Source organism: Streptomyces sp. Ag109_G2-15 (assembly GCF_900215565.1).
Lineage (GTDB): Bacteria > Actinomycetota > Actinomycetes > Streptomycetales > Streptomycetaceae > Streptomyces > Streptomyces diastatochromogenes.
In genome coordinates this window covers 6940009-6965204 of record NZ_OCNI01000001.1, presented here as the reverse complement: position 1 = coordinate 6965204, position 25196 = coordinate 6940009, and the positions used below count along the sequence as shown (strand labels likewise).

Annotated in this window: 18 protein-coding genes and 2 pseudogenes; 15 read left to right on the top strand and 5 right to left on the bottom strand. The window is 72.3% G+C overall.

Going from position 1 to position 25196, the window contains the following annotated elements:
* Window positions 1–11 precede the first annotated feature (11 nt).
* The 5 genes and pseudogenes from CRP49_RS31355 (at window position 12) to CRP49_RS31335 (ending at window position 8625) form a co-directional block, all read left to right on the top strand.
* Window positions 12–1016, top strand: coding sequence for a TauD/TfdA family dioxygenase (locus tag CRP49_RS31355; protein WP_097256372.1), 1005 nt, complete (start codon window positions 12–14; stop codon window positions 1014–1016).
* A pseudogene (gene sbnB, locus CRP49_RS31350) lies at window positions 1013–2082 on the top strand (2,3-diaminopropionate biosynthesis protein SbnB). Before CRP49_RS31355 ends, sbnB begins: the two are co-directional and overlap by 4 nt.
* A 37-nt stretch (window positions 2083–2119) precedes the next feature.
* Complete coding sequence (sbnA, locus tag CRP49_RS31345; protein ID WP_097256371.1) at window positions 2120–3145, top strand: 2,3-diaminopropionate biosynthesis protein SbnA; 1026 nt, start codon at window positions 2120–2122, stop codon at window positions 3143–3145.
* 89 nt (window positions 3146–3234) lie between these two features.
* Window positions 3235–5199: a protein-arginine deiminase domain-containing protein gene (locus tag CRP49_RS31340; protein WP_097256370.1), complete on the top strand. Its 1965-nt coding sequence runs from the start codon at window positions 3235–3237 to the stop codon at window positions 5197–5199.
* Between the two features lie 39 nt (window positions 5200–5238).
* Complete coding sequence (locus CRP49_RS31335; RefSeq protein WP_097256369.1) at window positions 5239–8625, top strand: hypothetical protein; 3387 nt, start codon at window positions 5239–5241, stop codon at window positions 8623–8625.
* Between the two features lie 25 nt (window positions 8626–8650).
* Here CRP49_RS31335 and CRP49_RS31330 read toward each other — a convergent pair whose 3' ends face one another.
* From CRP49_RS31330 to CRP49_RS31315, 4 genes are all read right to left on the bottom strand, one after another.
* Entirely contained in the window at window positions 8651–9817 is a 1167-nt protein-coding gene (locus tag CRP49_RS31330; protein ID WP_097256368.1) for a substrate-binding domain-containing protein, read from the bottom strand.
* Between the two features lie 44 nt (window positions 9818–9861).
* Window positions 9862–10905 (bottom strand): ABC transporter permease, encoded by a 1044-nt coding sequence (locus CRP49_RS31325; protein WP_097256367.1) that lies wholly within the window; start codon window positions 10903–10905, stop codon window positions 9862–9864.
* Window positions 10902–12416 carry a sugar ABC transporter ATP-binding protein gene (locus CRP49_RS31320; protein ID WP_097256366.1) on the bottom strand — a complete coding sequence of 505 codons (1515 nt, stop codon included), beginning with the start codon at window positions 12414–12416 and terminating at the stop codon, window positions 10902–10904. The genes CRP49_RS31325 and CRP49_RS31320 overlap by 4 nt, the downstream gene beginning before the upstream one ends.
* Window positions 12417–12501: 85 nt before the next feature.
* Window positions 12502–15465 carry a SpoIIE family protein phosphatase gene (locus CRP49_RS31315; protein WP_097256365.1) on the bottom strand — a complete coding sequence of 988 codons (2964 nt, stop codon included), beginning with the start codon at window positions 15463–15465 and terminating at the stop codon, window positions 12502–12504.
* Between the two features lie 369 nt (window positions 15466–15834).
* On the opposite strand from CRP49_RS31315, the pseudogene CRP49_RS31310 reads away from it, so the two are divergent.
* From CRP49_RS31310 to CRP49_RS31270, 9 genes and pseudogenes are all read left to right on the top strand, one after another.
* Window positions 15835–16722: pseudogene (locus CRP49_RS31310) on the top strand (DUF6424 family protein); the annotation flags it as partial.
* 110 nt (window positions 16723–16832) lie between these two features.
* On the top strand, window positions 16833–17339 hold the full coding sequence (locus CRP49_RS31305) for an SRPBCC family protein (RefSeq protein ID WP_097257637.1): 507 nt from the start codon (window positions 16833–16835) through the stop codon (window positions 17337–17339).
* Complete coding sequence (locus tag CRP49_RS31300) at window positions 17339–18397, top strand: LLM class flavin-dependent oxidoreductase (RefSeq protein WP_097256363.1); 1059 nt, start codon at window positions 17339–17341, stop codon at window positions 18395–18397. Before CRP49_RS31305 ends, CRP49_RS31300 begins: the two co-directional genes overlap by 1 nt.
* The gene (locus CRP49_RS31295; protein WP_097256362.1) at window positions 18394–18900 is read left to right on the top strand and encodes a helix-turn-helix domain-containing protein; all 507 of its coding nucleotides are present in this window, start codon (window positions 18394–18396) and stop codon (window positions 18898–18900) included. The genes CRP49_RS31300 and CRP49_RS31295 overlap by 4 nt, the downstream gene beginning before the upstream one ends.
* A 99-nt stretch (window positions 18901–18999) precedes the next feature.
* On the top strand, window positions 19000–19377 hold the full coding sequence (locus CRP49_RS31290) for a DoxX-like family protein (RefSeq protein WP_218892972.1): 378 nt from the start codon (window positions 19000–19002) through the stop codon (window positions 19375–19377).
* Window positions 19374–20297: a DUF3419 family protein gene (locus CRP49_RS31285; protein ID WP_097256361.1), complete on the top strand. Its 924-nt coding sequence runs from the start codon at window positions 19374–19376 to the stop codon at window positions 20295–20297. Before CRP49_RS31290 ends, CRP49_RS31285 begins: the two co-directional genes overlap by 4 nt.
* Window positions 20298–20320: 23 nt before the next feature.
* Entirely contained in the window at window positions 20321–21058 is a 738-nt protein-coding gene (locus CRP49_RS31280) for a DUF2071 domain-containing protein (protein WP_218892971.1), read from the top strand.
* Window positions 21055–21801: a class I SAM-dependent methyltransferase gene (locus CRP49_RS31275; RefSeq protein WP_218892970.1), complete on the top strand. Its 747-nt coding sequence runs from the start codon at window positions 21055–21057 to the stop codon at window positions 21799–21801. Before CRP49_RS31280 ends, CRP49_RS31275 begins: the two co-directional genes overlap by 4 nt.
* The gene (locus CRP49_RS31270) at window positions 21798–22223 is read left to right on the top strand and encodes a hypothetical protein (RefSeq protein ID WP_097256360.1); all 426 of its coding nucleotides are present in this window, start codon (window positions 21798–21800) and stop codon (window positions 22221–22223) included. Before CRP49_RS31275 ends, CRP49_RS31270 begins: the two co-directional genes overlap by 4 nt.
* Window positions 22224–22236: 13 nt before the next feature.
* On the opposite strand, the gene CRP49_RS31265 is transcribed toward CRP49_RS31270, so the two are convergent.
* Window positions 22237–23061: a TetR/AcrR family transcriptional regulator gene (locus tag CRP49_RS31265; protein ID WP_097256359.1), complete on the bottom strand. Its 825-nt coding sequence runs from the start codon at window positions 23059–23061 to the stop codon at window positions 22237–22239.
* A 240-nt stretch (window positions 23062–23301) separates the two neighbouring features.
* On the opposite strand from CRP49_RS31265, the gene CRP49_RS31260 reads away from it, so the two are divergent.
* On the top strand, window positions 23302–25014 hold the full coding sequence (locus CRP49_RS31260) for an MFS transporter (protein ID WP_097256358.1): 1713 nt from the start codon (window positions 23302–23304) through the stop codon (window positions 25012–25014).
* Window positions 25015–25196: the final 182 nt, after the last annotated feature.

The window sequence follows — 25196 nt, the reverse complement described above, 5'->3', positions numbered from 1 at the left end:
GGGAAACCGAGATGTCGTCCTCACCCCTGGCAGCACCTCTCGACGTGGAGCTGCGGCCGGACAGACCCGCGATCCTGCACGTCGATTCCCCCGGTGACGCGGCGAGTTGGGCGGCCGAGCACCGCGAGTCGCTGCGTGCGCAGGTCACCGAGCACGGGGCGCTCCTCGTCCGCGGCCTGGCACTGCGGGACGCGTCCCGGACCGGTGCCGTCTTCGCCGCGCTCGCCGGCGCACTCATGCCGGAGCGGGAGGCCTTCGCCCCCCGTGAGGCGTACGGCCCGGGGCTGTACTCCTCCACGACCTGGCCGGCCAACCAGCCGATGTGCATGCACCACGAGTTGAGCTACCGGCTGGAGGTTCCCGGCCTGATGCTGTTCGCGTGTCTGACCGCGCCCGACGAGGGCGGGGCGACCGCGGTGGCCGACGCGGAACAGGTGCTCCAGGCACTGCCCACCAAGCTGACGGAACGGTTCGAGCAGGAGGGCTGGCTGCTGACCCGCTCCTACAACGACGAGATCGGGGCCTCCCTGACGGAGTCGTTCGGCACCGAGGACCACACCGAGATCGAGCACTACTGCCGCGCCCACGCCATCGACTTCGCCTGGCAGCCCGACGGCTCCCTGCGCACCGAGCAGCGCCGCAGCGCGATCGTGCGGCACCCGCTCACCGGCAGGCGCTGCTGGTTCAACCAGATCGCCTTCCTCAACGAGTGGACGCTGGCCCCGGAGGTGCGCGAGTACCTGGTGGACGTCTACGGGGCGGACGGGCTGCCGTTCAACACCCGCTACGGAGACGGCACGCCGATCGGCGAGGACGTCGTCCAGCTGCTCAACACCACCTACGAAGAGCACACCCGACGCGAGCCCTGGCAGGCCGGTGACCTGATGCTCGTCGACAACCTGCGCACCGCGCACAGCAGAGAGCCCTTCACCGGAGAGCGGCAGGTACTGGTCGGCATGGCCGAGCCCCGCCGCCTGGCCGACTGCTGGCCGACCTCGGAGGCGAGCGAGCGATGACCCAACTGCTGTCCAGCGCCACCCAGCGGACCCTCACTCACGGGGTCGCGGTGCCGACGTTCGCGGTGATCACCGGTACGCAGGTGCAACAGGCGCTCAGCGGGCACGAGAAGCAGATCGTGGAGCTGGTCGAGGCCACCTACCGGCTGCACGGCGCCGGCGACTCGGTCAACCCGCCCTCCTACTTCCTGCGCTTCCCCGACCGCCCCACCGCGCGGATCATCGCGCTGCCCGCCTCCATCGGCGGGTCGGTGCATGTGGACGGGCTGAAGTGGATCTCCAGCTTTCCAGAGAACGTGAGTGCCGGGCTGCCCCGGGCCTCCGCCGTCCTCATCCTCAACGACCACGACACGGGCTACCCGTTCGCCTGTCTCGAAAGCTCCATCATCAGCGCGACCCGCACCGCGGCGTCCGCCGCGCTGGCCGCCGACTGGCTCAGCCGCAACCGGACGCGCCCCACCCGGGTCGGCTTCTTCGGGACCGGGCTGATCGCCCGCTACATCCACACCTTCCTGGCCGGCACCGACTGGACGTTCGACACGATCGGCGTGCACGACCTGTCCGCCGAGAGCACCACCGGATTCTGCGGCTACCTGCGGGAGGCCGGCACCACCGCCGAGGTCGTCGTCCACGACAGCGCCGAGGACCTCATCCGCTCCAGCGACCTGGTGGTCTTCGCCACCATCGCCGGCGAGCCGCACGTCACCTCCCCGGCCTGGTTCGACCACAACCCGCTGGTCCTGCACATCTCCCTGCGCGACCTCTCCCCCGAGGTCCTGCTCGCCTCCGCGAACTTCGTGGACGACGTCGAGCACTGCCTGAAGGCCGACACGTCCCCCACCTGGTCGAACAGCGCACCGGCAACCGCGACTTCCTGAACGGCACGCTCAACGACGTGATGCTCGGACGGGCCGCCCCGCCGCAAGACCGCCCAGTGATCTTCTCCCCCTTCGGACTCGGCGTGCTCGATCTCGCCGTCGGCAAGTACGTCTACGACGAAGCAGCAGGCGCGGGCAACCTCCGCCTCATCGACGACTTCTTCCACGACCTGCGCCGGTACGGCTGAGGCCGTTGCCCTCAGCCCTGGCACCAGGAGGACCACCGTGCCCGTAATTTCCGCTCCTCATGACTTCAACGAAGGCAGTCTCTTCGTCGACCTCGGGTCGATCTTCGGATGCCCCCTCTACCTGAAGTGCGAGGGCTTCAACTTCGCCGGCTCGATCAAGTTGAAGGCCGCGAACGAGATGGTGGAGAGCGCCGAGCGCGACGGAATCCTGACGCCGGATTCCATCCTCGTCGAGTCGTCCTCCGGGAACCTGGGCGTGGCGCTCAGCATGATCGCCGCGAGCAAGGGCTACCGGTTCCTGTGTGTGACGGACTCCCGTTGCAACCTGTCGACCCGACTGCTGATGGAGGCGCTCGGCAGCCAGGTGCACGTCGTGGCCGACCTGGACGCGAACGGCGGCTTCCTGGGCACCCGGATCGAGTACGTCCGCGCGCTGGTCGCGTCCGACAACCGGTACGTGTGGCTCAGCCAGTACACCAACGCGGGCAACTGGCGGGCGCACTACCGTACGACCGCACCGGAGATCGCCAGTCACTTCCCGCGCCTGGACGTGCTGTTCGTCGGGGCGGGCACCGCCGGGACCCTGATGGGCTGCGCGCGCTACTTCCGGCAGTGGCACCGGCCGGTGCGGATCGTCGCCATCGACAGCGTCGGTTCGGTGGCCTTCGGCGGCAAACCTGGCCGCCGGATGATCCCCGGCCTGGGCATGAGCATGGTTCCCCCGCTGCTCGACGAGTCCTTCGTGGACGAGGTGATCCCGGTGGAGGAGGCCGACACCATCCGTACCTGTCACCGCATGGCCAGACGCGGCTTCCTGTTCGGCGGCTCCACGGGGACGGTGGTCAGCGGCGCGACGGACTGGCTGTCCCGGCACAACACACACGGCCTCACCGCGGTGGCCATCGCACCCGACCTCGGCGAGCGCTACCTCGACACCATCTACCAGACCAACTGGCTGCAGGACCTCTACGGCGACCACATACTCGACGACGAGCAGATGATCGCCCTGCCCCGCAAGACCAAGCCCACCTCCGAGACCCCGGACCACCGAACGGGACCGTGACGGCGGATCCCGGTCGCACCTCACAGTGAACGCACAGCTCGTGTTCCTCCTCTTGCACAGCGACACCCCCCAAAGGAGAGGAACACGCTGTGCGTTCACGTGCACGCATACGCCTGCACCCTGCCGGACCCGTCCTCCTCGCCCTCGCCGCCGCCGGAACCGTACTGGCGGCACCGAGCGCCACCGCTTCCCCGCCGGAGCCGTCGTCCCGCGCCGACCTGCGCGCGGACGTGAACCGTGACGGGCAGGTGGACATCAGCGGCACCACCGACGAGACGGGCGAGGACTCCTGGTCCGTCGGACGCGGAGCGGTCTATCTGCCCAACCTCGACGACGACACCAAGCGGTGCCCGGTCACCGGCCCCGGCGGCAGACGGCTGTCCGACGCCGAGCTGGCCGCCTGCAACGACGGCGCCGACAAGAAGGTCAACGGCGCCGCGGACGCCGCCGACCTCGCCCGGGTCCGCTCCGTCCCGATGCCGGATCTCGCGGCGGACGCCAGGGGCAGCCTGAAGATCACCACGGGAGCCGAGCACACCCACGTCTTCCTGAAGCGTTCCGGCACCTGGGTCCTGGTCACGCCCCGGACCCGGCTGAGCGCGGCCGAGCTGCGCTCCGGCGTGGAGTTCGGCGTCGAGGCCACCGACGTGATCCGGGACAGCGCGGAGTGGGACGGCCGTGCGGTGATCCGGCTGACCGTGAGGTCCGCCGGCGGGGCCACCTCGGACTCGGTCACCCTGCGGGTCGCACCGCTTCTGACGCAGCATCACCTGCAGGACACCCAGCAGGTGATGGTCACCAAGGTCCGGGGCGGGGGCGCGTACGGGCGCCTGCAGCGGAGGTTCGTCAAGGACCTGGGGAAGGAGGTGACGAAGGCCGGCATCACCAAGCCGCTGGTCACGTTCGACAAGTACGGGGACCCCTGGGCCCAGGACTTCGTGGAGCCGGCCTACGTCAGCATGACGGGTCCGGGCGGCCACCGGCAGGTGATGCGGGTGCTGCTGCGCTCCGCCCAGCTGGACCGGGAGGCGGGCCGGGAGCTGTTCGAGAAGGTGCGCGGCCGGAACATCGGCGTCGTCCAGGTCACCGACCGGGCCCGCCCGGACGACTGGTCGCTCAACTCCATGGGCAACCTGGAGACCATCCCGCCCTACGCGCACGGCGGGCGCTCGTTCCCGGCCGGACGCATCATCATGGGCCGGCGCAAGGACAGCGGGGCGCGCCCGTCGAAGGCGATGCGCACGCTGCTCAGGTCACAGGGCCTGCAGGACCCGCTGCTGCTCGACACCTCCTGGCTGGGCGTCGGCCACGTCGACGAGTTCGTGCAGTTCCTGCCGGCCGACACCCCGCGAGGCTGGCGAATCGGCATCGCCGACCCGAAGTCCGGGCTGGGGCTGCTGCGCGACGCGCAGCGCGACGGCCACGGCAGGACGAAGATGTTCTCCGTCCCGGGCCTGAACGGCGAACCGGCGCCCAAGGAGACCATCGACCAGGCGCTCGCCTCCCGGCACCTGGTGGCCGACAACGAGATGGCTGCGCGTCGCATCGCGGCCAACCTGGAGATCCTGAAGCGGGAGACGGGCATCACCGACGACGAGGTCGTCCGGGTACCCGCCCTGTACACGCGCGAGTCGGAGGCGCAGAACGGCCGCGGACGGCCCGTTCCCGTCCCCCGCCTGACGCGCCTGGGCGCCGGCTCCGCCCTCGCGGGCGCGCTCCGGGATCACGGCCAGCAGAAGTGGCTCGCCGGGAAGGGGCCCGATGCGCGTGCGGCGGCTCCCGCGACGGTGACGACCAGCGCGTACGTCCCCGGAGCGGTCAACGGTGTGCTCCTCGGCCGCGACCGCTATCTGGCCCCGCGTCAGTGGGGACCCGTCATCGGCGGCAAGGACATCTTCACGGAGGCGGTCACCGCCACGTACCGGCAGGCCGGCCTGAAGGTGTCGTACATCGACGACTACTACACGTACCACCTGGGCATGGGCGAGGTGCACTGCGGCACCAACACCCTGCGCGACGCGTCGGCCGCGTGGTGGCAGCTCCCGCAGAAATAATCGATCGCACGAGCGAATCGGCCGGGGCACAATCCACGGATGCGCATCACCGCGGACCACCTGCTCTCCGCGCTCGAACCACTGCCGTTCCCTGCCCGCCTGTCCCTGACCGCGAGAACCGCGCACGGGCTGGCGGGCAGCGAGCAACTCGCCCCGCTGCTCGCCGACCTGGACGCACGCGGGCCGTACGAGCGGCGGCTCGCGGCGCTGGCCGCCTTCGCCGCACAGGACGCCGGCTTCCTCGCCGCGCGGCTGGCCGACCCCGACCCGGTCGTCGCCGGATACGCGCTGCGGGCCGCCCGCGTCCTGCCCGTGCCGGACGAGGCGGTGGAGGCGGCGTACGACGACGCACCGGCCGCCCTGCGGCACCGGTTGGCCCGTCTGCTCGCCTCCGGGGGCCGTACCGCGCTCGCCGAGCGGCTGGTCGTACGACGGCGGGCGGAGTGGGGCGACGCCGAAGCCGCGCGGCTGCTGCCGGCCTGTTCGACCCCCTTCGTGGCGGAGCACCTGCCCGCGCTCGCGCACGCCGTCGGCGGCTGGACGAAGCTCGCGCGCCGCCATCCCGGTCCCGTCCTGGACCACGCGGAGGCCTCCCTGGCCGAACGCACCCGCGGAAAGCAGCGGGAGGAGTGGTGGCGGCTGCACGCCGCGACGGTCGCCGTGCTCGCGCCGCTGCGCCCCGAGCGGGTGCTGACCCTGCTGGAGCGGTACGGACCCCACAGCCTGCCGCCCGTGCTGAACGGTGGGCTCGGCCCACTGGCCACCACCGACGCCGAGCGGGTGGTGCGCTGGATCACCTCCCCCGACCGCCGCGAACAGCGCTACGAGCCCATGCCGCGGCCGGGGGTGCTCCGCAGGCTGGTACGGGCCGAGCCCGCGTCGCTGCCCGCCCTGGGCCGGCACTGGCTGCACCGCGACGACCACTTCGCCGCGCTGCTGAAGGCCATGGCCCCCGGCCGGCGGCCGGCGTTCCTCGACGCGGTGACCGCCGACGGGGTGCGCAGGGAGCCGGCTCTGGCCGTACTCGACCTGCTGCCCCGCGAACGCCGCTGGGCGGAGGTGCGGCGGGCGGCGGCCGAGGCCACCGGCGAAAACTGGTGGGCGGACGATCTGGACACCCTCGGCCACGGCCCGTTCGAGGAGGCACGCTCCGTGCTCGCCGCGATCCGCCGGCCCGACGCCGCCGACCGGGCCGTCGCCTGGCCCCTGTTGGTGGCGGCCGCCGCCCGGGACGGCGGCCGCGACACGGTCACCGAGGTGCTGACCGAGGCGGGGCGCCTGCGCAACGACCATGATCCGGTGCGCGCCGCGGCACTGCGCGCACTCGCCGCGGTGCATCCGCGGCTGTTCGGCTCCGACGACGCCGCGCTGCTGGACCGGATCGCCGTCGACGCCCTGGAAGCCCGCGACTGTTCGATCGACACCCGGACCGCGGTCCGCACCCTCGCCGCGCGCGTCCTGGCCGAGTACGCCACGGACGGGGCATCGGCGCTGCGACCCTGGGCGCTGCGCACCCTGGAGCGGATCACCGCCCGGGCCGGTGCACCCGACTTCGGCCCGCTGCACCGGATCCTGCGCCGCGGCCAGGAGCACCAGGTGTTCGCGGCGCTGCGCCCCTGGCTCGAAGCCGCGGCCGGGCGCGCCGACTTTCGGCTGCTGCTGGGCCTGGCCGACGCCCTGGGGCCACGCGCCCGGCTGATCCCGGAACTGCAGGACATGCTGGCCACAGCCCTGGAACGCGGCGACGACGACACCTTCGAGGCGGCCGCGGCCCAGTGGCTCGCCGCACCGGCCACCCGCGACGAACGGGTCGCCGAGATCGTCGCGCGCGAAGCGTCGGCGGTCGTCCTCCCGTCCGTACGGCGCGTGCTGGCCCGGCGGCGCACGGACCTGCTGGACGTGCTGCTCGCCGACGCTCCGCCGTACGGCCGTTTCCTGGTGCCCGGCGCCGGGCGCCCGCTGCCGAACCTCGGCGACAGCGACCGCTGGCTGCCCCGCCAGCAGCAGGCCGCGGCACGGCTCGCCGGACAGGCGGCCGCGGACGCCTCCCTTCCGCTCGACGACCGGGCCGCCGCGATCCGGGCCGCCGCACCGGTCCCGGAGCTGGGACGCGCCCTCGCGATGCGGTTCAAGGACGACGGTGAGACGGTCGTCGCCGAGGCCGCGCTCGCCGCGCTGCCCTGGACCGACCGGCCGCACCAGGCCCTGCCGGTGCTGCTGGAGCAGGCGGGCGGAGACCGGGCGAGGGTCGCGGTGTACGCGGCGGAACGCGCCGCCCGCTTCACCGCCCCGTCCGAACTCGCCCTGCAACTCGGCCCGTTGCTGACCGGTGAGCGGTCCGCGAAGGTGACCTCCCGCAAGGAGGCCGTACGGCTCGCCGCCCGCTTCCTGCCTCCGGAGCAGGCCGTGACCTTGCTGGCTCGCGCCTTCCACGCCCCCGACCGCCACCCGGACGTGCGGTCCGCCGTCGTCCGCGCGCTGCCGCCGCTGCTCGGCATGCCCGAGGCCTGGGACCTCCTGCGGGACGCCGCACACGACGACGCACCCGCCGTGCTGGAGGCTCTCCTGCACGTCACCCCCTGGGAGCTGGGCGAGGCACACCGCGCCCCGTACGCCGCCCTGGTCGACGCGGCGTACGACGCCTGCCTGGCGTCGGCCGACGGCTTCGCGGGCTACGGCGCACTGCAGGCCGTGGGCGTGTGGACCCGTTTCGCCCCCCGGCTGGCCGACCGGCTCTCCCGTACGGTCTGCGATCTCGGCAGCCGTACGCACTGGCAGTACGCGGCGTGGGTGCTGTGCGGCCTGGCCGTCTCCGACCTCCCGCATCCCGTCGGTGGTGCGGCACCGGGCAGCATGTTCCACGGTGCGGTGGCCGGGTTGATGGCCGCCCTGCACGAACCCGAGGGCGGCTGCGACGCGTTGGAGCACCGGGACCTGCCCGCCCTGCAGCGGCTGCGGACCCTGGTGTCACTGGGGTCCCACGAGTCCGTGCCGCCCGAGCTGCTCGCGGCGCTTGTCGGGCAGCTGGCGCCGGAACCGCTGCTGACGGCCGAACGCGCGGAGCTGCTGGGCCGGATGGTCGACCGCGCCTCGGAGCCGGCCGCGCTCCTCGGACGCCTGCAGGACCTGGCGGACGCCCTGGAGGGCGCCGGAGTGACCGTCGCGGCGCAGACCGCCGTCCGGTTGCGGGCTTCCTGGATACGCCCCGCGCCGTCGCAGGACACCGGGGCCGTTCTGGCGGCGGCCGACCGGCTGGCCCGGGACCGCGGCGCCGCCACCGGCCTCCTGGCCCTCGCGCTGGTCACCGCGACGGGCGGCAGCCTCGGCTGGCCGGAGGAGTGGCGGTCCCTGCTGCGCCTGCTCCGCAGGCACGCGCAGCCCGATGTACGCCACGAGGCGTACCGGACGGTGACGGAGTCGGAGTGACGGCCCCGTCGGGCGGGGGCACCGGCTACCGGCCCCAGATCCTTCGGTAGGCGTCCCGGTAGCCCGGTGGGTCCCAGGTCGTGGTGGCGTCGCTGTTGGCGGCCGTGGCCAGGTGGACGGGGGCGACATAGCCACTGGCGGGCCGGCCGGAGTAGGCGCGGTTGAACTCGTCGATGATCTGCCAGCCCTGGAGGGTCAGCGGCTCGGGAACCGTGGCCGCCTGGTACTGCCGGGTCTCGATGCGCTGGAAGGCGGACGGGTCGCCGTCACCGGCACCGATGTTGTAGGGCGGGCAGGAGCCCTTCCGGCCGGCGGCGCGGAACGCCGGGGCGGCATCGGCGAAGTACAGGTCGTTGATGGCGACGGAGTGGGTCCACCTGTTCCGGTAGCGGGAGAGGAGGGACGAGACCTCCCGCGGGGTACGGCTGCTCGCGTCCGAGATGGGGATGTTCTCGTACGCGAGCAAGTGCACGCTCGGACAGGTGGCGAGTTCCTTGCGGATCAGCTCGGACTTGTCCTTGGCGAACGGGATCGAGGCGTCGGTGATGAGCACGACCCCGGCGCGGCCGTCGGAGTCCACGATGATCCACTGTCCGCTGATGGCGGCCACGTCCTCGACTCGGGTCGTGACGTTGGTGAAGAGCGGGGGCCGCCGGCTGGGGCCGGGGGCGGCGAGCGCGTGCCAGCCGACGAGCGGGATGTGCTGCGCGTCGGCCTGGGCCACCTGCTGGGAGGTCGAGTTGGGGTCGAAGCCTCCGATGACGATGCCCGAGGGCTTGAGGGTCACGGCCTGGCTCATGGCCGCCTGAATGCCGGCGGGGGTGCCTCCGCCGTCGATCACCCGGACGTTCCAGCCGATGACGCGCGCGGCCTCCCGTACGCCCTTGGCGGCGCCCGCGACTCCGGGATTGGTCATGGTCTGGGCGACGAAGACGACGTTCTTGCCGGACACCGCCCGGGGGCCGGTCGTCGGTCCGCCCCAGGGCATGTCCGTCTTCTCCGCCGTTTCGACGGTGGCCCGGGCCTTGGCGTGGACCGCGGGGCAGCCGGCCGGGCCGGTGGTGGAGCCTCCCTGGACGTCCGAGGAGCCGTGGTCGCAGCCGGCAAGGGTGGCTGCCGCCGCTGTCAGCAGGGCTGAGGCGGTGTAGCGGGCCCTGCCGAGGCCGCGGCCGGCCTTGCGGGTGCCGTACACGGGAACTCCTCTCAGGTGGAGGCGAGCGGGAGGACGCGACGCGATCACGGGGGTGGGGGCGGCGCGGAGGGCAGGTCGCGGGCGGCGGTGCCGGCGCGCATGCGGCGGCGAGCGGAGTAGCCCGCGAGGCCGACGGCGAGGAGCAGCGTGCCGCCGTAGAACAGCGGGGTCGTCCAGAAGTCGCCGCCCAGCTGGGCGATGCCGGTGAGACCGACGGCCAGGACGGTGACGGCGACGAGCGTGCCCAGGGGGTTGGCGCGGCCGGGTCTGACGGCGGTGGAGCCGAGCAGGGCGCCGGCGAAGGCGGGCAGCAGGTAGTCCAGGCCGACGCTCGGGTTGCCGACCTGCAGCTGCGCCGCGAGCAGCACCCCGGCGAAGCCGGTGATCAGCCCCGATGCGGTAAAGGCGTAGACGGTGTACTTGCGGGTCGGGATGCCGAGCAGGTCGGCGGCGCGCGGATTGGATCCGACGACGTACAGACTGCGGCCGAGCGGCAGCCGCTCCAGGACCAGCCAGAGGACGGCGACGAGGGCCAGCACGTAGAAGGCGGGAACGGGCAGGCCGAGGAACGTGGAGTCGTAGACGTCGGTGAACCCCGTGGGGAGTCCTGCGGGGCCGGGGACGATGCGGGCGCCGCCGGTGACCCATCCGGTCACGGCGTACAGCATGCTGCCGGTTCCGAGGGTGGCGATGAAGGAGTCGATCTGCCCGAACTCGACGATGACGCCGTTGAGGACGCCCACGACGGCCGCTCCGACGAGGACCGCGAGGCAGGCGAGCGGCCACGGCCAGTGTCCTTCGACGATCAGCTGCAGCACCATGACGTGCGCGAGACCGAGGCCGTAGCCGATGGAGAGGTCGAACGCCCGGGTCACGATGGGGACCATGGCGGCGAGCGCGAGGATGGCCGGGATCGACTGGGTGGCCAGGATCGCGTTGATGGTCTCCCGGGTGGGGAAGGTGCCGGGGAGGGCGAGGGAGAAGACCAGGAAGAGCAGGGCCGTCAGGGCCAGCAGGCCGTAGGCGGCGACGAGGTGGCCGCCCGGTCGGGGCCGGCGCGGTCTGGGCGGGGAGGGCGAGGCGGTCACGAGGTGGTCGTGGTTCCGGAGCCGGGCAGGGCGGAGGCGGCCCGGGTGAGCCCGGAGACCGTCAGGTCCGCACCGCTCAGCTCGGCCGTCAGGGATCCGCGGACGAAGACCAGGGCGCTTCTGCACACATGGGTGACCTCCTCGAAGTCGGTGGAGATGAGCAGGGCCCCGAGGCCGGCGGCCAGGGCCTGGTCGAGCAGGCGGTGGACCGTGGTCCGGGCACCGATGTCCACGCTCGCCGTCGGCTCCTCCAGGATCAGCAGCCGCAGGCCCGCGCCCAGCCACCGGCCGATCATGACCTTCTGCTGGTTGCCGCCCGACAGGGTGGCGATGGGCGCCTCGCTGTCGCGGGGACGCACCGAGAAACGGTCGATCAGGACGGTGGCGACGGCGCGTTCCAGGCGGGGGCTGATCCAGCTCAGCGCCGGCCGGCCGGCCGCGCGGGGGTTGGCCAGGAGGTTCTCCCGTACCGTCAGTTCGGCGGCACAGCCCTCCCCTTGCCGGTCGGCGGACACGAGGCCGACACCGAGGCCCACGGCGTCCACGACGCTGCGGGGGTGGTAGGGCCGGCCGCCCAGCAGCACCCGCCCGTCGAGCAGGGGCCGGGCGCCGGCCAGGGCTCGGCCCAGGTCCAGGTGTCCGGCGCCCGTCAGCCCGACCAGGCCCAGGACTTCGCCGGCCGCGAGTTCCAGACTGACCGGTCCCACGCCCAGGGCGCGTACCCGGTCGAGGGTCAGGACCGCCGGGCCCTCGGCACGGACTCTGGCGGGGTGGAAGTCGGCCGGTTCCGCACCGACGATGTCGCGCACCAGGCGGGCGGGGCTGTGTCCCGCCACTGGGCCGTGGCTGACGAGACGGCCGTCGCGCAGGACGGCGAAGGTGTCGGCCACCTCGTACACCTCGTCGAGGCGGTGGGTGACGTAGAGGACGCCGTGTCCCCTCTCGCGCAGGGCGTGCAGGACGCCGAAGAGCCGGGCGCAGTCCACCGCGGGGAGACGGGCGGTCGGCTCGTCGAGGACGATGAGCTTCGCCCGGGCCGCGAGGGCTCGGGCGATGGCGACCAACGAGCGGTCGGCGGGGGCCAGTTGGGCGACGGTCGCCTCCGGGTCGAGATGTGCCGCGACGATCCGCAGGGCGTCGGTGCAGCGCTCCCGGGTGCGCCGCCATGAGATCAGTCCGGCGCGGCGGGGGTATCCGGTGCTCAGCGCGATGTTCTCGGCGACCGTCATCCACTCCACCAGACCGAGGTCCTGGTGGATGAAGGACATGCTGCGGGACGCCTCCCGGGTGCCGAGCGGGTGCCCGGCCACGGTGATCTGTCCCGCGTCGGCGTGATGGACGCCCGCGAGCACCTTGATGAGGGTGGACTTTCCGGCGCCGTTGGGGCCGAGGAGGGCGAGGACACTGCCGGCCTGGACGTCGAGGTCGACCCCGGCCAGCGCGACGGTTCCGCCGAAGCGCTTGCCGAGCCCGCGGACACGGACCAGGGGTGGAGCGTCGTGCACGGACATCTCCGGAGGTTCGACCTGGTTGGTTCAGCCCATGTAGGTAAGGGATATTAACGGGCAAGTTACAGAATTTCGGGTCAGCGGGCCGTCAGGCCGTCTCCAGCGCGCATTCGGCCCAGATGACCTTGCCCTGGGTGGTGTAGCGCGCGCCCCAGCTCTGCGACAGCTGCGCCACGAGGAACAGACCACGGCCTCCCTCGTCGGTACTGGCCGCCCGGCGCAGGTGCGGGGCGGTGTTGCTGGTGTCGGAGACCTCGCAGATCAGGTTGTGTGCGTGCAGCAGCCGTACCCGGATGGGCCCGGCGCCGTGGCGGACGGCATTGGTGACCAGCTCGCTGAGGATCAGTTCGGCGGCGAACGCGGTCTCGTCGAGTCCCCAGTCGGCCAGCTGCCGTACGGCGTCCGCGCGGACCTCGCCGACCAGGGCCGGGTCGGCGGCCAGGTCCCAGGTGGCGATCCGGTTCCGGTCCACGGCGTGGGTACGGGCGACCAGCAGGGCGATGTCGTCGTAGGGGTGGTCGGGCGCCACGAGGTCCAGCACGGTCTGACAGGTCTCGTCGGGTGTGTGCTCGGGGTGCGCCAGGGCGCCGCTCAGGTGCTCCAGCACCTCGTCGACATCGCGGTTCCGGTCCTCGATGAGTCCGTCGGTGTACAGGATCAGCTGGCTGTCCTCCGGCAGGTGAATCTCGGCCATCTCGAAGGGCAGGCCGCCCAGGCCGAGCGGGGGTCCGGCGGGCAGGTCGGGGAAGGAGACGGTGCCGTCGGGGCGGACGAGCGCGGGCGGGGGGTGGCCGGCGCGGGCCATCGCGCACTGCTGGGTGGTCGGGTCGTAGACGGCGTACAGACAGGTCGCTCCGATGATGCCGAAGTCCTCGGCCTCGGGGTCCTCCCGGTCGAGGCGCCCCACGACATTGTCGAGATGGGTGAGGACCTCGTCCGGGGGGAAGTCGAGTTCGGCGAAGCTGCGTGCGGCGGTGCGCAGGCGCCCCATGGTGGCGGCGGAGAGCATGCCGTGGCCCACGACGTCACCGACGAAGAGGCCGACGCGCGTACCGGAGAGGGGGATGACGTCGTACCAGTCGCCGCCCACGTCGGATTCGGCGGGCAGGTAGCGGTGGGCGACCTCGACGGCGTCCAGGTCGGGCAGACCGTGCGGGAGCAGGCTGCGCTGCAGGGCCAGGACCATGGCGCGTTCGTGGGTGTAGCGCCGGGCGTTGTCCATGGACAGGGCGGCGCGCCCGGCCAGCTCCTGGGCCAGCGAGCGGTCGTCGTCCCCGAAGGGGGCGGGGTCCTGCGAGCGGTAGAAGCTGGCGACGCCCAGGACGACGCCGCGGGCGACCAGCGGGACGGTGATGAGGGAGTGGACGGCGGTCAGCAGCTGTTCGCTCAGTTCGGGCTCGTGGGCGAGCCAGCCCGCGGCGACCTTCAGGTCCGGCTCCAGCACCGCCCGCCCGCTGACCAGGCACCGCAGCTGCGGTGTGGTCGGGCCGAAGTCGGGCTTCTTGCCGACCGGACTGAAGGGAAGGTCCTCGCGGATACCGCGGACCACCACACGCCGCAGGTCACCGAGGGGGTCGTCGGACTCCTCGCCGCGCAGCACGGCCTCGGGCAGGTCGATCGTGACGAAGTCGGCCAGTCGCGGGATCGCCGTCTCGGCGAGTTCCTCGGCCGTGCGGCGCACGTCCAGGGTCGTGCCGATGCTGGCGCTGGCCTCGGACAGCAGCTCCAGACGGCGGCGCGCGGCCAGGGCGTACTCCCCGACGGACGGCTCCCCCACCATGACGAGCCCGCTCGCCAGCGGCTGGGAGTCGGAGGGAAGGTCGGGCGTCCCGGCGGGGGCGTCGGGGACCGCGAGGGTGACGGAGGATGTGGGGGCGGCGGGGGACGTGGGAGCCGCAGGGGCGCCGGGAGACGTGGGGGCCGCAAGGCCGGTCCGCTCACCGATCGCGCCGCCCTCGACCGGCGCGGCTCCGGCGTGGCGACCGGGCATCGGGCCGGTGGAGAGACGGTCGGGCACCAGGAGGACCGGACGGTCTCCGTACGGCCGGACGAGGGACAGGGCGGCGAGCTGCGCGCTGCCTGCGGTCTCGTCTGCCGGGCTCGGGAAGGCGCCGGCCGGCCGGAATGCGGGGCCCGTGAGGACGGCTTCGATGGCGATGCCCTCCACCCCGGAGGCGCTCGTCGTCGGCCGGCTCACGAGCGTGACCCGCCGGCCGTCGGACAGGTTCACGTCCACCGCGGCCCGCTGGGCGCCGGAGATCAGCTCGGTGGCCCGGTCCAGGAGGACGGCGCGGTCGGCGGGGTGCAGCTCGGGGGCCAGTTCGTCGACGCCGATGCGGTGGTGCGGCCCCGCGGCGGCATCGGCGCGGGCGTCCAGGTACGACCGCAGCAGCGCCCGCTCCCGCACGGTGCTCTGCCCCAGCAGCCGCCGTTCGACGGCCTCGGCCGCCTTGCGGATCAGCGTGTCGAGCGCCGGATCCTCGGCGGCGCGTGGATAGCCGAAGCACAGGACGCCTTCGATGCGCCCGCTGAGCGGGTCGCGGACGGGAAGCGCACGGCAGGCGTTGCCCTGGGCGCGCTCGGCGAAGTGCTCGGCGCCGTAGACCCTGATGAGTTGACGTTCCGCCAGCGCGAGACCGATGCCGTTGGTTCCGGCGTACCGCTCGGCGAACACGAATCCCGGGACGCGCTGGATCGCGGGGAGGGTTCTGGCGAAGGACGCGTCGCCGAAGCGGCGCAGGAGGACGGTCCCGGTCGCGTCGGCGACGGAGATGTTCATCCGGCTGCCCGCGAACGTGTACTGCAACCGGTCGAGCACCGGAGCGGCCGCGCGGACGAGCCTGCTCTCGGGATCGAAGTCGCCTCGGAAGGGAAGGTCGGCCTGGTCCGGCGAGAGACCCAGGGAGCGGGAGCGCTGCCAGGAACCCAGAATCGGCGACCGTACGCCTCCCTCGACCGCTTCCCCCTGCAGGAACCGTTCACGGGTACGGGCGGGCCCTGCCCCGCCGGTCGCACGCCCCACGGGCGTCGGTTCCCCGCCGGACCGCACCACGCTTCGCCTCGCTCGCACTCGGATCAGTTGGAATTCACCTAAACCCGGCATTGACGAGGATACGGTCATTACGGGCGCGAGTCATGGCGTGCCGGGTCGATCACACTCGGTGACCGGACGGGTCCCGTCCGTCAACGGATGCCGCGGCCGGTGCCCTGGCCGACGAGAGCGGTGGCCCCGGAGACAGCCGAGGTCGGGCACGGGAGCTCTCGGCGGGTGTTCGTTGACGTCAAAAGTACGCCCCAGTAAGCCGGTTCGTGCGACTCGGCGCCTCCGCCCGGGTCGCGGCCGACCCGTTCGCGGCGCACGATGGACTCAGGGGAACTCCGCCCCGCGAGCCGGTGACCAGGCCGTGGGGCCGGCCGAGGAACAGCCATGACCCACACCGAGCTTCAGCCTGGCGGCATCGAATCGGAGAACCATCCCTGGAAGATCCGCCTCGTCAAACATCCGAAGCGGTTTGAATCGTCACACTTCGTCGCCGCCAAGAAGACGGCCCACGCGATCCTGCACGCCATGGACGACCAGGACCTGCCCTATGGGCCGAGGCCCGTCGATCCGGGGGCGGGGCCGAACCGTCCCGAGCACTGGGAGATGCACCACGGCGGCAGCCTCTGGGTCAAAGGACCCAACCGGTGGCTGATGTACCGCGCCCGGGTCGGCATCGAGTGGAGCATGCAGTTCTGCGCCGACCCCGAGAAGGTCGACCGGCTCCGGCAGGAGGCCGCCGAGCTGATCGACGCCTTCCCGCTCACCCTGCCCGCCCTGGCGGAACTGGGCTACGAGCGCGCCGAGCAACTGCTGCGCACGCCCATCAAGGACGCCGACGGGGTCGAGGCCTGGACCGACTCCCTGTTCAACTCCTGCGTGCCGCTGAGCCACGCGAACCACCAGGGGATCCTTCCCAAGGTGCCTGGTGAGCACCACTATCCCTGGCCCGTGAAGGGCGCCGACTTCGTCCGGTTCGACGACTTCCAGCTCTGGGTGACCCTGCCGGACGGCACCCATGGCGCCGTCGCCCCGGTGGACCGCCGCGGCTCCGGCGACGGACACGTCCGCCTGGCTTTCGTCCCCGAGGGAAGTGAAGCCGCCGCGACGATCGCGGAGGCGCAGGAACGCGGACTGATGGCCGTCCTGCCGGCGAACAGCGACGTGGCCATGCAGGCCTTCGCCCAGCAGATCACGCCCGGCCGGCACACCGCCGCCGGTCCCCTGTCCGCAGCCGCGGCACGGCACGGCGGCCGTACGTCCCACTAGCGCACAGGCCGCACTCGATCGTTCCGCGCAAACACCTTGACTAGCTAAGTCTTATTACGCAACCCTCCTCTCAGGAGTCGATGACGGACGACGAGGAGGCCGGTCTCACGATGGAGTGGACGGGCGCGCGGTACGCGGACAAACCGACGGTCGAGGTGGCGACCTGGATCAACGCCCCGCTGGAGCGGGTGTGGACCCTGGTCTCGGATGTGAGCCTGATGCCGGCCATGAGCGAGGAGCTGCAGTCGGTCACGTGGCTCGACGGGGCCACCGAACCCGCTGTCGGAGCCCGGTTCGTGGGGCGAAGCAGGCACGAGGCGTACGGAGAGTGGGAGACCACCTCACACGTCATCGAGTACGAACCGCCGCGGGTGTTCGCCTGGGCGGTGCAGGACCCCGCTCACCCCAGCGCCGTCTGGCGCTACCGGTTCGCGCCCAAGGACGGCGGGACCGAACTCTCCCAGTGGATGCAGATGGGCCCCGGGCGTTCGGGCCTGTCCTTCGCGATCGACGCCATGCCGGAGAAGGAACAGAAGATCGTGTTCGTACGCATGCGTGAGTTCGAACGCAACATCACCATCACCTTGGAACACATCAAGAAGCTGGCGGAGGCCTGATGCGGACCGCGACGACGATCGAGGCGGCGGGCGGGGGGTCCTGGTCGGAGCAGGCGGACTTCGTGGTCGAGGCCGAGAAGCTGGGGCTCGACATCTGCTGGGTCGCCGAGGCGTGGGGCTCCGACGCCCCCTCCGCCCTGGGCTTCTACGCGGCCCGCACGGACCGCATGCTGCTCGGCTCGGCGGTCATGCAGGTCGGCACGCGCACCCCGGTGGCACTGGCCCAGACGGCCATCACGTTGTCCAACCTCTCCGGCGGGCGCTTCGTACTGGGCCTGGGCCCCTCCGGCCCGCAGGTGATGGAAGGGCTGCACGGGGTGCCCTTCGCCCGGCCGCTGGCCCGTGTCCGCGAGACCGTGGAGATCGTGCGCCAGGCGATGGAGGGCGCCAAAATCTCCTACTCCGGAAGCGAGTTCCGGATCCCCCTGCCGGGCGGGGACGCCAGGCCCATGCGGCTCTCCCTGCGCGCCGAGCACCGGATCCCGGTCTACCTGGCCGCCCTGTCGCCCGCGATGCTCCGGCTGACGGGGCAGGTCGCGGACGGCTGGCTCGGCACGAGCTTCGTACCGGAGGGCGCGGCGGAGGCCTACTTCGCCCCTCTCGACGAAGGCCTGGCCCGCAGCGGGCGCAGCCGCGCCGACGTGGATGTCTGCCAGGGCGCCGAGGTGTCGTTCGCGCCGGACGAGGAGGCACTGAGCGCCATGGTCGCCGGCCGCAAGAAGGAACTGGCCTTCAGCCTGGGCGGGATGGGCTCGGCCTCGACCAACTTCTACAACCAGGCGTACAGCCGCCAGGGCTGGGCGGAGGTGGCCGCGGACGTACGCGAGCGGTGGCAGGCGGGTGACCGGGACGGCGCGGTGCGTCTGGTCACCGACGAGATGGTGCTCGCCACCACACTGATCGGCACCGAGGACATGGTGCGGCAGCGGCTGCGGGTGTGGCGCGACGCCGGTGTGGACACCGTCCGTCTCTACCCGGCCGGTGACACCCTGGACGCTCGGCTTGCCACGCTGGGCCGGGCGATCGAGCTGGTCCGCGAAGTCGGAGGCGCCCCGTGAGCCCGGCGCGCCCGTCCTTCGCGAACTGGCCGTGCTCCGTGGCCCGCACGGTGGACATCATCGGTGACGCCTGGACCTCCCTGGTCCTGCGGGAGGCGTTCTACGGCAGTCGCCGGTTCGACGAGTTCCAGCAGCAACTGGGCATCGCCCGCAACACGCTGACCGACCGGCTGCGCCGCCTCGTCGACGAGGGACTCATGGAGAAGCGGCTCTACGAGAGCGAGCCGCCGCGCCACGAGTACCACCTGACCGAGAAGGGACACGACTTCTTCCCGGTCCTCGCCGCCATCACCCGCTGGGGCGACCGGTGGCTCGCGGGTGAGGAGGGCGCACCCGTCACCCTCCATCACGATGTGTGCGACCACGACGCCCACGCCGAGGTGGTCTGCTCCGCGTGCGGCGAGCGGATGCGCTCCGAGGACACGTCCATCCGACTGGGTCCCGGCTATCCGGAGCGCCTCAAGGAACGGCCCGACATCCAGCGCCGTTTCGCTCGGTCCTGAGGGCGGGTTCGGCTGCACGTGCGACAGCGATCCGACCGCAAGTCCCTGGTGAGGGGGGGTGGAGAAGGCGCGCGGTAGGGCAGCAGGCATGATCACCACGTGACCAAGACATGGCGGGGCTGGGCGGCGCGGTGGGCGATCGCCCTGGTGTGGTTCTACGAGGGGTTCTGGTGCAAGATCTGGCCGGGGCGGGCTGATCAGCGGGCGATCGTGGGCGACGTACCGTTCCTGCCGGGATGGGCGGTGACGGGGGCGCTCCTCGGGATCGGCCTGGCGGAGGTCGCGATCGGCGTGTGGGTGCTGAGCGGGCGGCGGGCGCGGGCGGCCGCGATCGTGCAGACCGTGCTGGTGGTGGGGTTCAACCTGGGCGGTCTGCTCTTCGGCGCCGACCAGATCGACGAGCCGGGGCGGCTGGTGACGCAGGACCTGGCCTTCCTGGCGCTGATCTGGATGGTGACGTGGGCGGTGGACGAGTGACCGGGACACCGTGGGCGCGCGGTCGGCTGCTCGGCGGATTCGGCGGCCCGGGCCTGCTCTTCGGGCGGATGTACGAGGACTGGGGTGTCGAGCTGTCGGTCCTCCCGCCGCCGGGCGCCCGGGTGCTGTGTATCGCCTCGGCGGGTGACACGGCGGCAGCCCTGGCTGCGGCGGGGTACGAGGTGACGGCCGTGGACGTCAATCCGGTGCAGCTCACGTACGCGCGCGAGCGGCTGGCCGGTGCCGCGACCCGGGAGGGAACGGCCGAGGCGGTCATGCGCCTGGGCCGGGGCACCGCGGCCCGGCTGCTGCCCGCCTGGCGACAGTCGGAGCTGCACGACTTCCTGGCGCTCGACGATCCGGTGGAGCAGATCCGCCGCTGGCGGGAGGAGTTGGACACTCCGGGTCTGCGCCGGTTGATGCGGGTCGCACTGCGGCCCGGCGGAGCCCTGGCGGTGGCCCTGCGCCCGTCGTTCGCCGGAGTCGTCCCCCCGCGTTTCGACGAGGTGCTGCGCCGACGCCTCGAACGGACCGTGGGCAGGCATCCCAACGCGCACAATCCGTGGCTGTGGCGGCTGTTGGCCGGGGTCGAGCCGCCGGGCACCCCTCCGCCCCGGGCTCCGGGCGTCCGGCTGGTCCACGACGACGTGGTGCACGCGTTGGAGCAGGCGCCGTGCGGTGCCTATGAGGCGGTGACGCTCTCCAACGTACTGGACGGGCCCGGCCCCGACTTCGCCCGTCGGCTGCGGGCCGCCGTGCGCCACGCGGTGCGGCCGGGCGGAGTGGTGGTGCTGCGCAGCGCCCGGGAGCCGGGCCCGGGCGGACCGGGCTGGGCGGCGGAGGACCGCTCGGCGTTGTGGGGTGTGGTGCGTGTGGTGCGGCTCGGGGGCGATGCCGGGGATCGGAGGATCGACCCGTGAGGTATCTGCTGCAGCGTCATCCCGTGGCCATCCGCACGCGCTTCGCGCACTCGCTGGTGTTGACGTACGCACTGCCGGCCGAGGTACTGCGCCCGCTGGTGCCACCGGGTCTGGAGCTGGACACATACGGGGAGTACGGGTTCGTGGCGGCCGCGCTGGTCGACACCCGCGCCCTGCGACCGGCGCTCCTGCCCGCCCGTCTCGGGGCGGACTACCTGCTCACCGGATACCGCGTCTTCACCCGTTTCCGCACCCCGGGCGGCCGCGTCATGCGCGGACTGCGCATCCTGCGCAGCGACACCGACAGCAGGCTGATGGTGCTCGGCGGCAACCTGATGACCCGCTACAACTACCGGCTGGCCCGGATCAGCAGCCAAGTCGAGGCCGACACACTGGAGTTCAGGGTGGACAGCGCCGACGGCCGGGCAGATCTGCACGTGCGTGCCGATCTCGGCAGCGTCCCGGCGCCGCTGCCCCCCGGCAGCCCCTTCGCGGACGCGCGCGCCGCCCGGCGCTTCGCGGGCCCGCTGCCGTACACCTTCGAGTACGAACCGCAGACCCGGTCGATGATCGTGATCAAGGCGTTCCGCACCCACTGGGACCCGCAGCCGGTCTCGGTGGACGTGCGCCGTCTGACCTTCTTCGACCACGTCCCGTTCGCCGGTACGCGGCCGATCCTCGCCAACGCCTTCCACGTCGCCGACCTGGAGTACGGCTGGGAACGAGGCCTGCGCCGGACCGAAGCCGGGGGTGAGCGATGATCCGCCGCTCCGGCGTCCGGGACGTGATCGCCTACAACTGGCCGCGGTACACGGCCGGTCTGGCCGCCGCGGGGGCCTCGGCCGCACTCGCCGACCGGCTGCCACGACGACTGCGCACCATGGCCCGGGCCGGCTCCGCCGCCGCGTTCGGCCTGCTCGCTTCCGCCACGCTCGCCAGCTGGCTCGTCTACGACCGTTCGGAGCTGTACGACTACGAGTGGCTGGACGCGCTGCTAGCGCAGGCGCCCTCCACGCATGTGGTGGTGGGCACCGGTCTCGACGAGGCGAGTGTCCCGCTGGCCGCCCGCTGGCCGGCCTCCCGGCAGATCACCGTCGACCTCTACGACCCGGCCGTGATGACCGAGGGCTCGGTGCGCCGCGCCCGGCGCAGGGTGCCCCCGCCGCCGCACGCCGTGCCCGGCCGGCCGGACGCGCTGCCGGTGCGCCCGGGCCTGGCGGATGCCGTCTTCCTGATATTCGCCGCCCACGAGCTGCGGCGGGCGCGGGACAGGGAGCGGCTGTTCGTCGAGTGCGCTCGGGCGCTGCGCCCGGGCGGACGCCTGGTCCTGGTCGAACACCTGCGGGACGGCGCGAACACGGCCGTCTTCGGACCGGGTGTCTGGCATTTCCTCCCCCGGGGAGAGTGGCTGCGGCTGGCCGCGCACGCCGGGCTGCGCCCGGCGGCCGAGCGCCGCATCGCGGGCCTGGTCACGGCGTTCGCCTTCACCAAGGGGTGCGAGTGACCCAACTGCTCACGCTCACCTCGCAGTTGCGCCTGGTCGGTCTGGCCCTCGTCGGCATGGGGCTGCTGCACGTGGTCCTGCCGCGCGTCCTGGACTGGCCGGGCGACCTCGGCGGCAGCAGCCTGCTCACCCGTCAGGTCTCCTACGCGCACCTGTTCTTCATCGGCCTCACCTGCGTCCTGCTCGGCGCGCTGCCGCTGGCCTTCGCCGGTGAACTGCTGAGCGGCGCACCGCTGCCGACGGCCCTGCTGTGCGGACAGACGGTGTTCTGGGGCCTGCGCTGGGCCATGGAGTTCGCCTACTTCTCACCGCGGCTGTGGCGGGGGCACCGGCTGCGGACGGCGGGCCACATCGCGCTCTCCGTGCTGTGGACGTGGGTGACCGCGGTGTTCGTACTGGCGACGGTGCGAGCGGTGGGCTGAAGGGGGTTGCGGATCAGGCGGTGTCCGGAGCCCGGCCGGCGTCCTGACCCGCGTCCGGATCCGCGCCTGCCGGCGGGTCCGGCAGGTAGCTGGCCAGGCCGCGCAGGATGATCTCCAGTCCGATGTCGAACCTCTCGTCGGAGGAGTCCGACACCATCAGCCCGGCCAGGGCGCGCAGGTGGGGAAAGTCCGCTGCGGGCAGGGACGCGAAGTAGTTCTGCATCTCGTCGGCCATCTCGCGCCAGTCGGGGCGGGCCAGGGAGGAGCCGTCACCGCCGGACCGGCCGGCCCGGTCCTGCCACATGCCCTCCTCCAGGGCGAACCCGTCGATGTAGGTGGAGATGAGGTCACCGGCCTCCGCCGCGATGCGGTCGGGCAGCCCGGCGGTACGGAAGATCGCGAGCAACGCCTCGACGTGCGGCAGCAGTTCGGCGGTGAAGGGGACGTGGGCCATGGAGATCCTGGCCATGTCCCGGTGGGACAGCAGTCGCTGCCGCCCGGAGCGGGCGTAGTCCCGCACCTGCTCCTGCCACCGTTCCGGGTCGGGTTCGGGCATGGTGAAGCCGTCGAAGAGCCGTGTGTACATCAGCTCCAGGAGGTCGTCCTTGGAGCTGACGTGGGCGTAGAGGGCGGAGACCGTGACCCCCAGTTCGGCCGCCACCTGACGCATCGACAGCCCGTCCAGCCCCTGGCGGTCCAGCACGGTGAAGGCGGCCTCGACGACCCGTTCGCGCGACAGCGGTGCGCGCGCGGGGGCGACGCGGGGGCGAGCGGGGCGCTCGCGCTCCCAGGGGGAGGGCGGAGGGGTTGCGGAGGTGCCGGTGGCCGCGTCGCTCATGGGCACAGTCTAGGCGCCGGGAGAACAGTGTTCACCTTCGACGAGCAGCACTCACCCATCCGAACGCGATATATCTTGTCCGTCGCCGAGGTTTGCGCTATATCTTAATGAACACCGTTCTTCGAGAGAGCACTGTTCTGCTAAGGTGAACAGTGTTCTCCGGTGCGTCAGCCCACATCCATCCGTCCCACCGCGCCCGCGGATCGTCGCTGCGGCGCGGCCCTTTCACTAGGAGTTCCGATGTCCACCACCGGTGTCGCGTCCACCGAGACGCCCACCGACTCTCCAGCGCCCTACCGGTGGCGCTGGGCTGCGCTCTTCGTGATCCTCGCGGCCGAGGTGATGGATCTCCTCGACGCCGTGGTCACGAACATCGCCGGCCCCTCCATGCGGGCCGACCTCGGCGGCGGCGCCTCCACTCTGCAGTGGCTCGCCGCCGCGTACACGCTCTCGATGGCCGTCGGGCTCGTCACCGGAGGAAGGCTCGGGGACATTCACGGGCGCCGCCGGATGTTCCTGGTGGGGGCCGCCGGCTTCACCCTGGGTTCACTGCTGTGCGCGGTGTCCGTGTCGCCCGAGATGCTGATCGCCGCACGCGCCGTGCAGGGACTGTTCGGCGCGGTGATGCTGCCTCAGGGCCTCGGCATGATCAAGGAGATGTTCCCGCCGAAGGAGTCGCAGAAGGCCTTCGGCATGTTCGGCCCGGTCATGGGACTGTCCGCGGTGTGCGGGCCGATCCTGGCGGGCTGGCTCGTGGACGCCGACTACTTCGGCACCGGCTGGCGGATGATCTTCCTGATCAACCTGCCGCTGGGTGCCGCGGCCTTCCTCGGCGCGCTGCGCTACCTGCCGAGGGGCCGGTCCGGCAGCAGGCCGCGCCTGGACATCCCCGGCATGCTGCTGGTCTCGCTGGCCGCGCTGCTCATCATCTTCCCGCTGGTCCAGGGCCGTGAGTACGACTGGCCCGTGTGGACGTTCGTGATGATGGGCGCCTCGGTGGTCGTCTTCGTCGCCTTCGCCGTGTACGAGTCACGGCGCAACAAGGCCGGCCTGGACCCGCTGGTCGTCCCCAGCCTCTTCCGCAAGCGCGGATTCAGCGGCGGCATGGCCCTCGGGCTGGTCTTCTTCTCGACCATGCAGGGCTTCATGCTGGTCTTCAACCTCTACACGCAGATCGGCCTCGGCTACTCGCCGCTCAAGGCGGGGCTGGTGATGGTGCCCTGGTCAGGCGGCATGATCGTCGGCTTCGGGGTCGCTCAGGGTGTCGCCCGGTTCGGACGGGCCGTCCTGCAGGCGGGCGCGCTGGTCATGGCGCTCGGCGTGTTCGGTGTGTGGCTGACCCTCGACATGGTCGGCGGCGGCGTCGGCCCCTGGCAGCTCCTGCCGTCCCTGCTCGTCACCGGCATCGGGATGGGCCTGCTCATGGCGCCGTTCTTCGACATCGTGCTCGCCAGTGTCGAGCAGCACGAGACGGGCTCGGCGTCCGGCACGATGACCGCGATGCAGCAGCTCGGCGGCGCTTTCGGCGTGGCCATCCTCGGCACCGTGTTCTTCGGTCTGCTGGGCGGCGGGATCGCCACCGCCGTCGACCACCACTCGGACGGCCTGCGGGGGCAGTTGGCCGCCGCGCACGTGGCGCCCGCCGCTCGGGAGCGCGTCGTGACGGACCTGCGTACGTGCGCCTCGGACCGCGCCGTCGCCAAGGACCCTGCCGCGACCCCGGCGTCCTGCGCGCGTCTGGGGAAGGACACCCGGTCCGCCGTGACCTCACCTCAGGCGGCCGCCCGGATACCCGCCGCGCTCGAGTCCACCGCGTCGTCGGCCTTCCGGAGCGGTTTCGGCTCCGTCATGAAGACGGTGCTGTGGATCGTCGACGGCATGCTCGCCCTGACCTTCCTGCTCGCGTTCCTCCTGCCGCGCCACGCGCGCCCCGAGGAGTCGGCGGGGCACTGAGCACCGGCCGCGCCGGCCTCGGGAACGGACGGCCGCCAGGCACCCTCCTCAGGGGTGCCCGGCGGCCGTCCCGTTTCCGGGGCCGGCAAGGCAGGCGGAGCCCGCCTTGCCCCTGACGTGCACTTCAGGGATTAGCGTGCGGCATCCGGTACGGCCGCGCCGCCGCCGTGCCCGTACCGGCT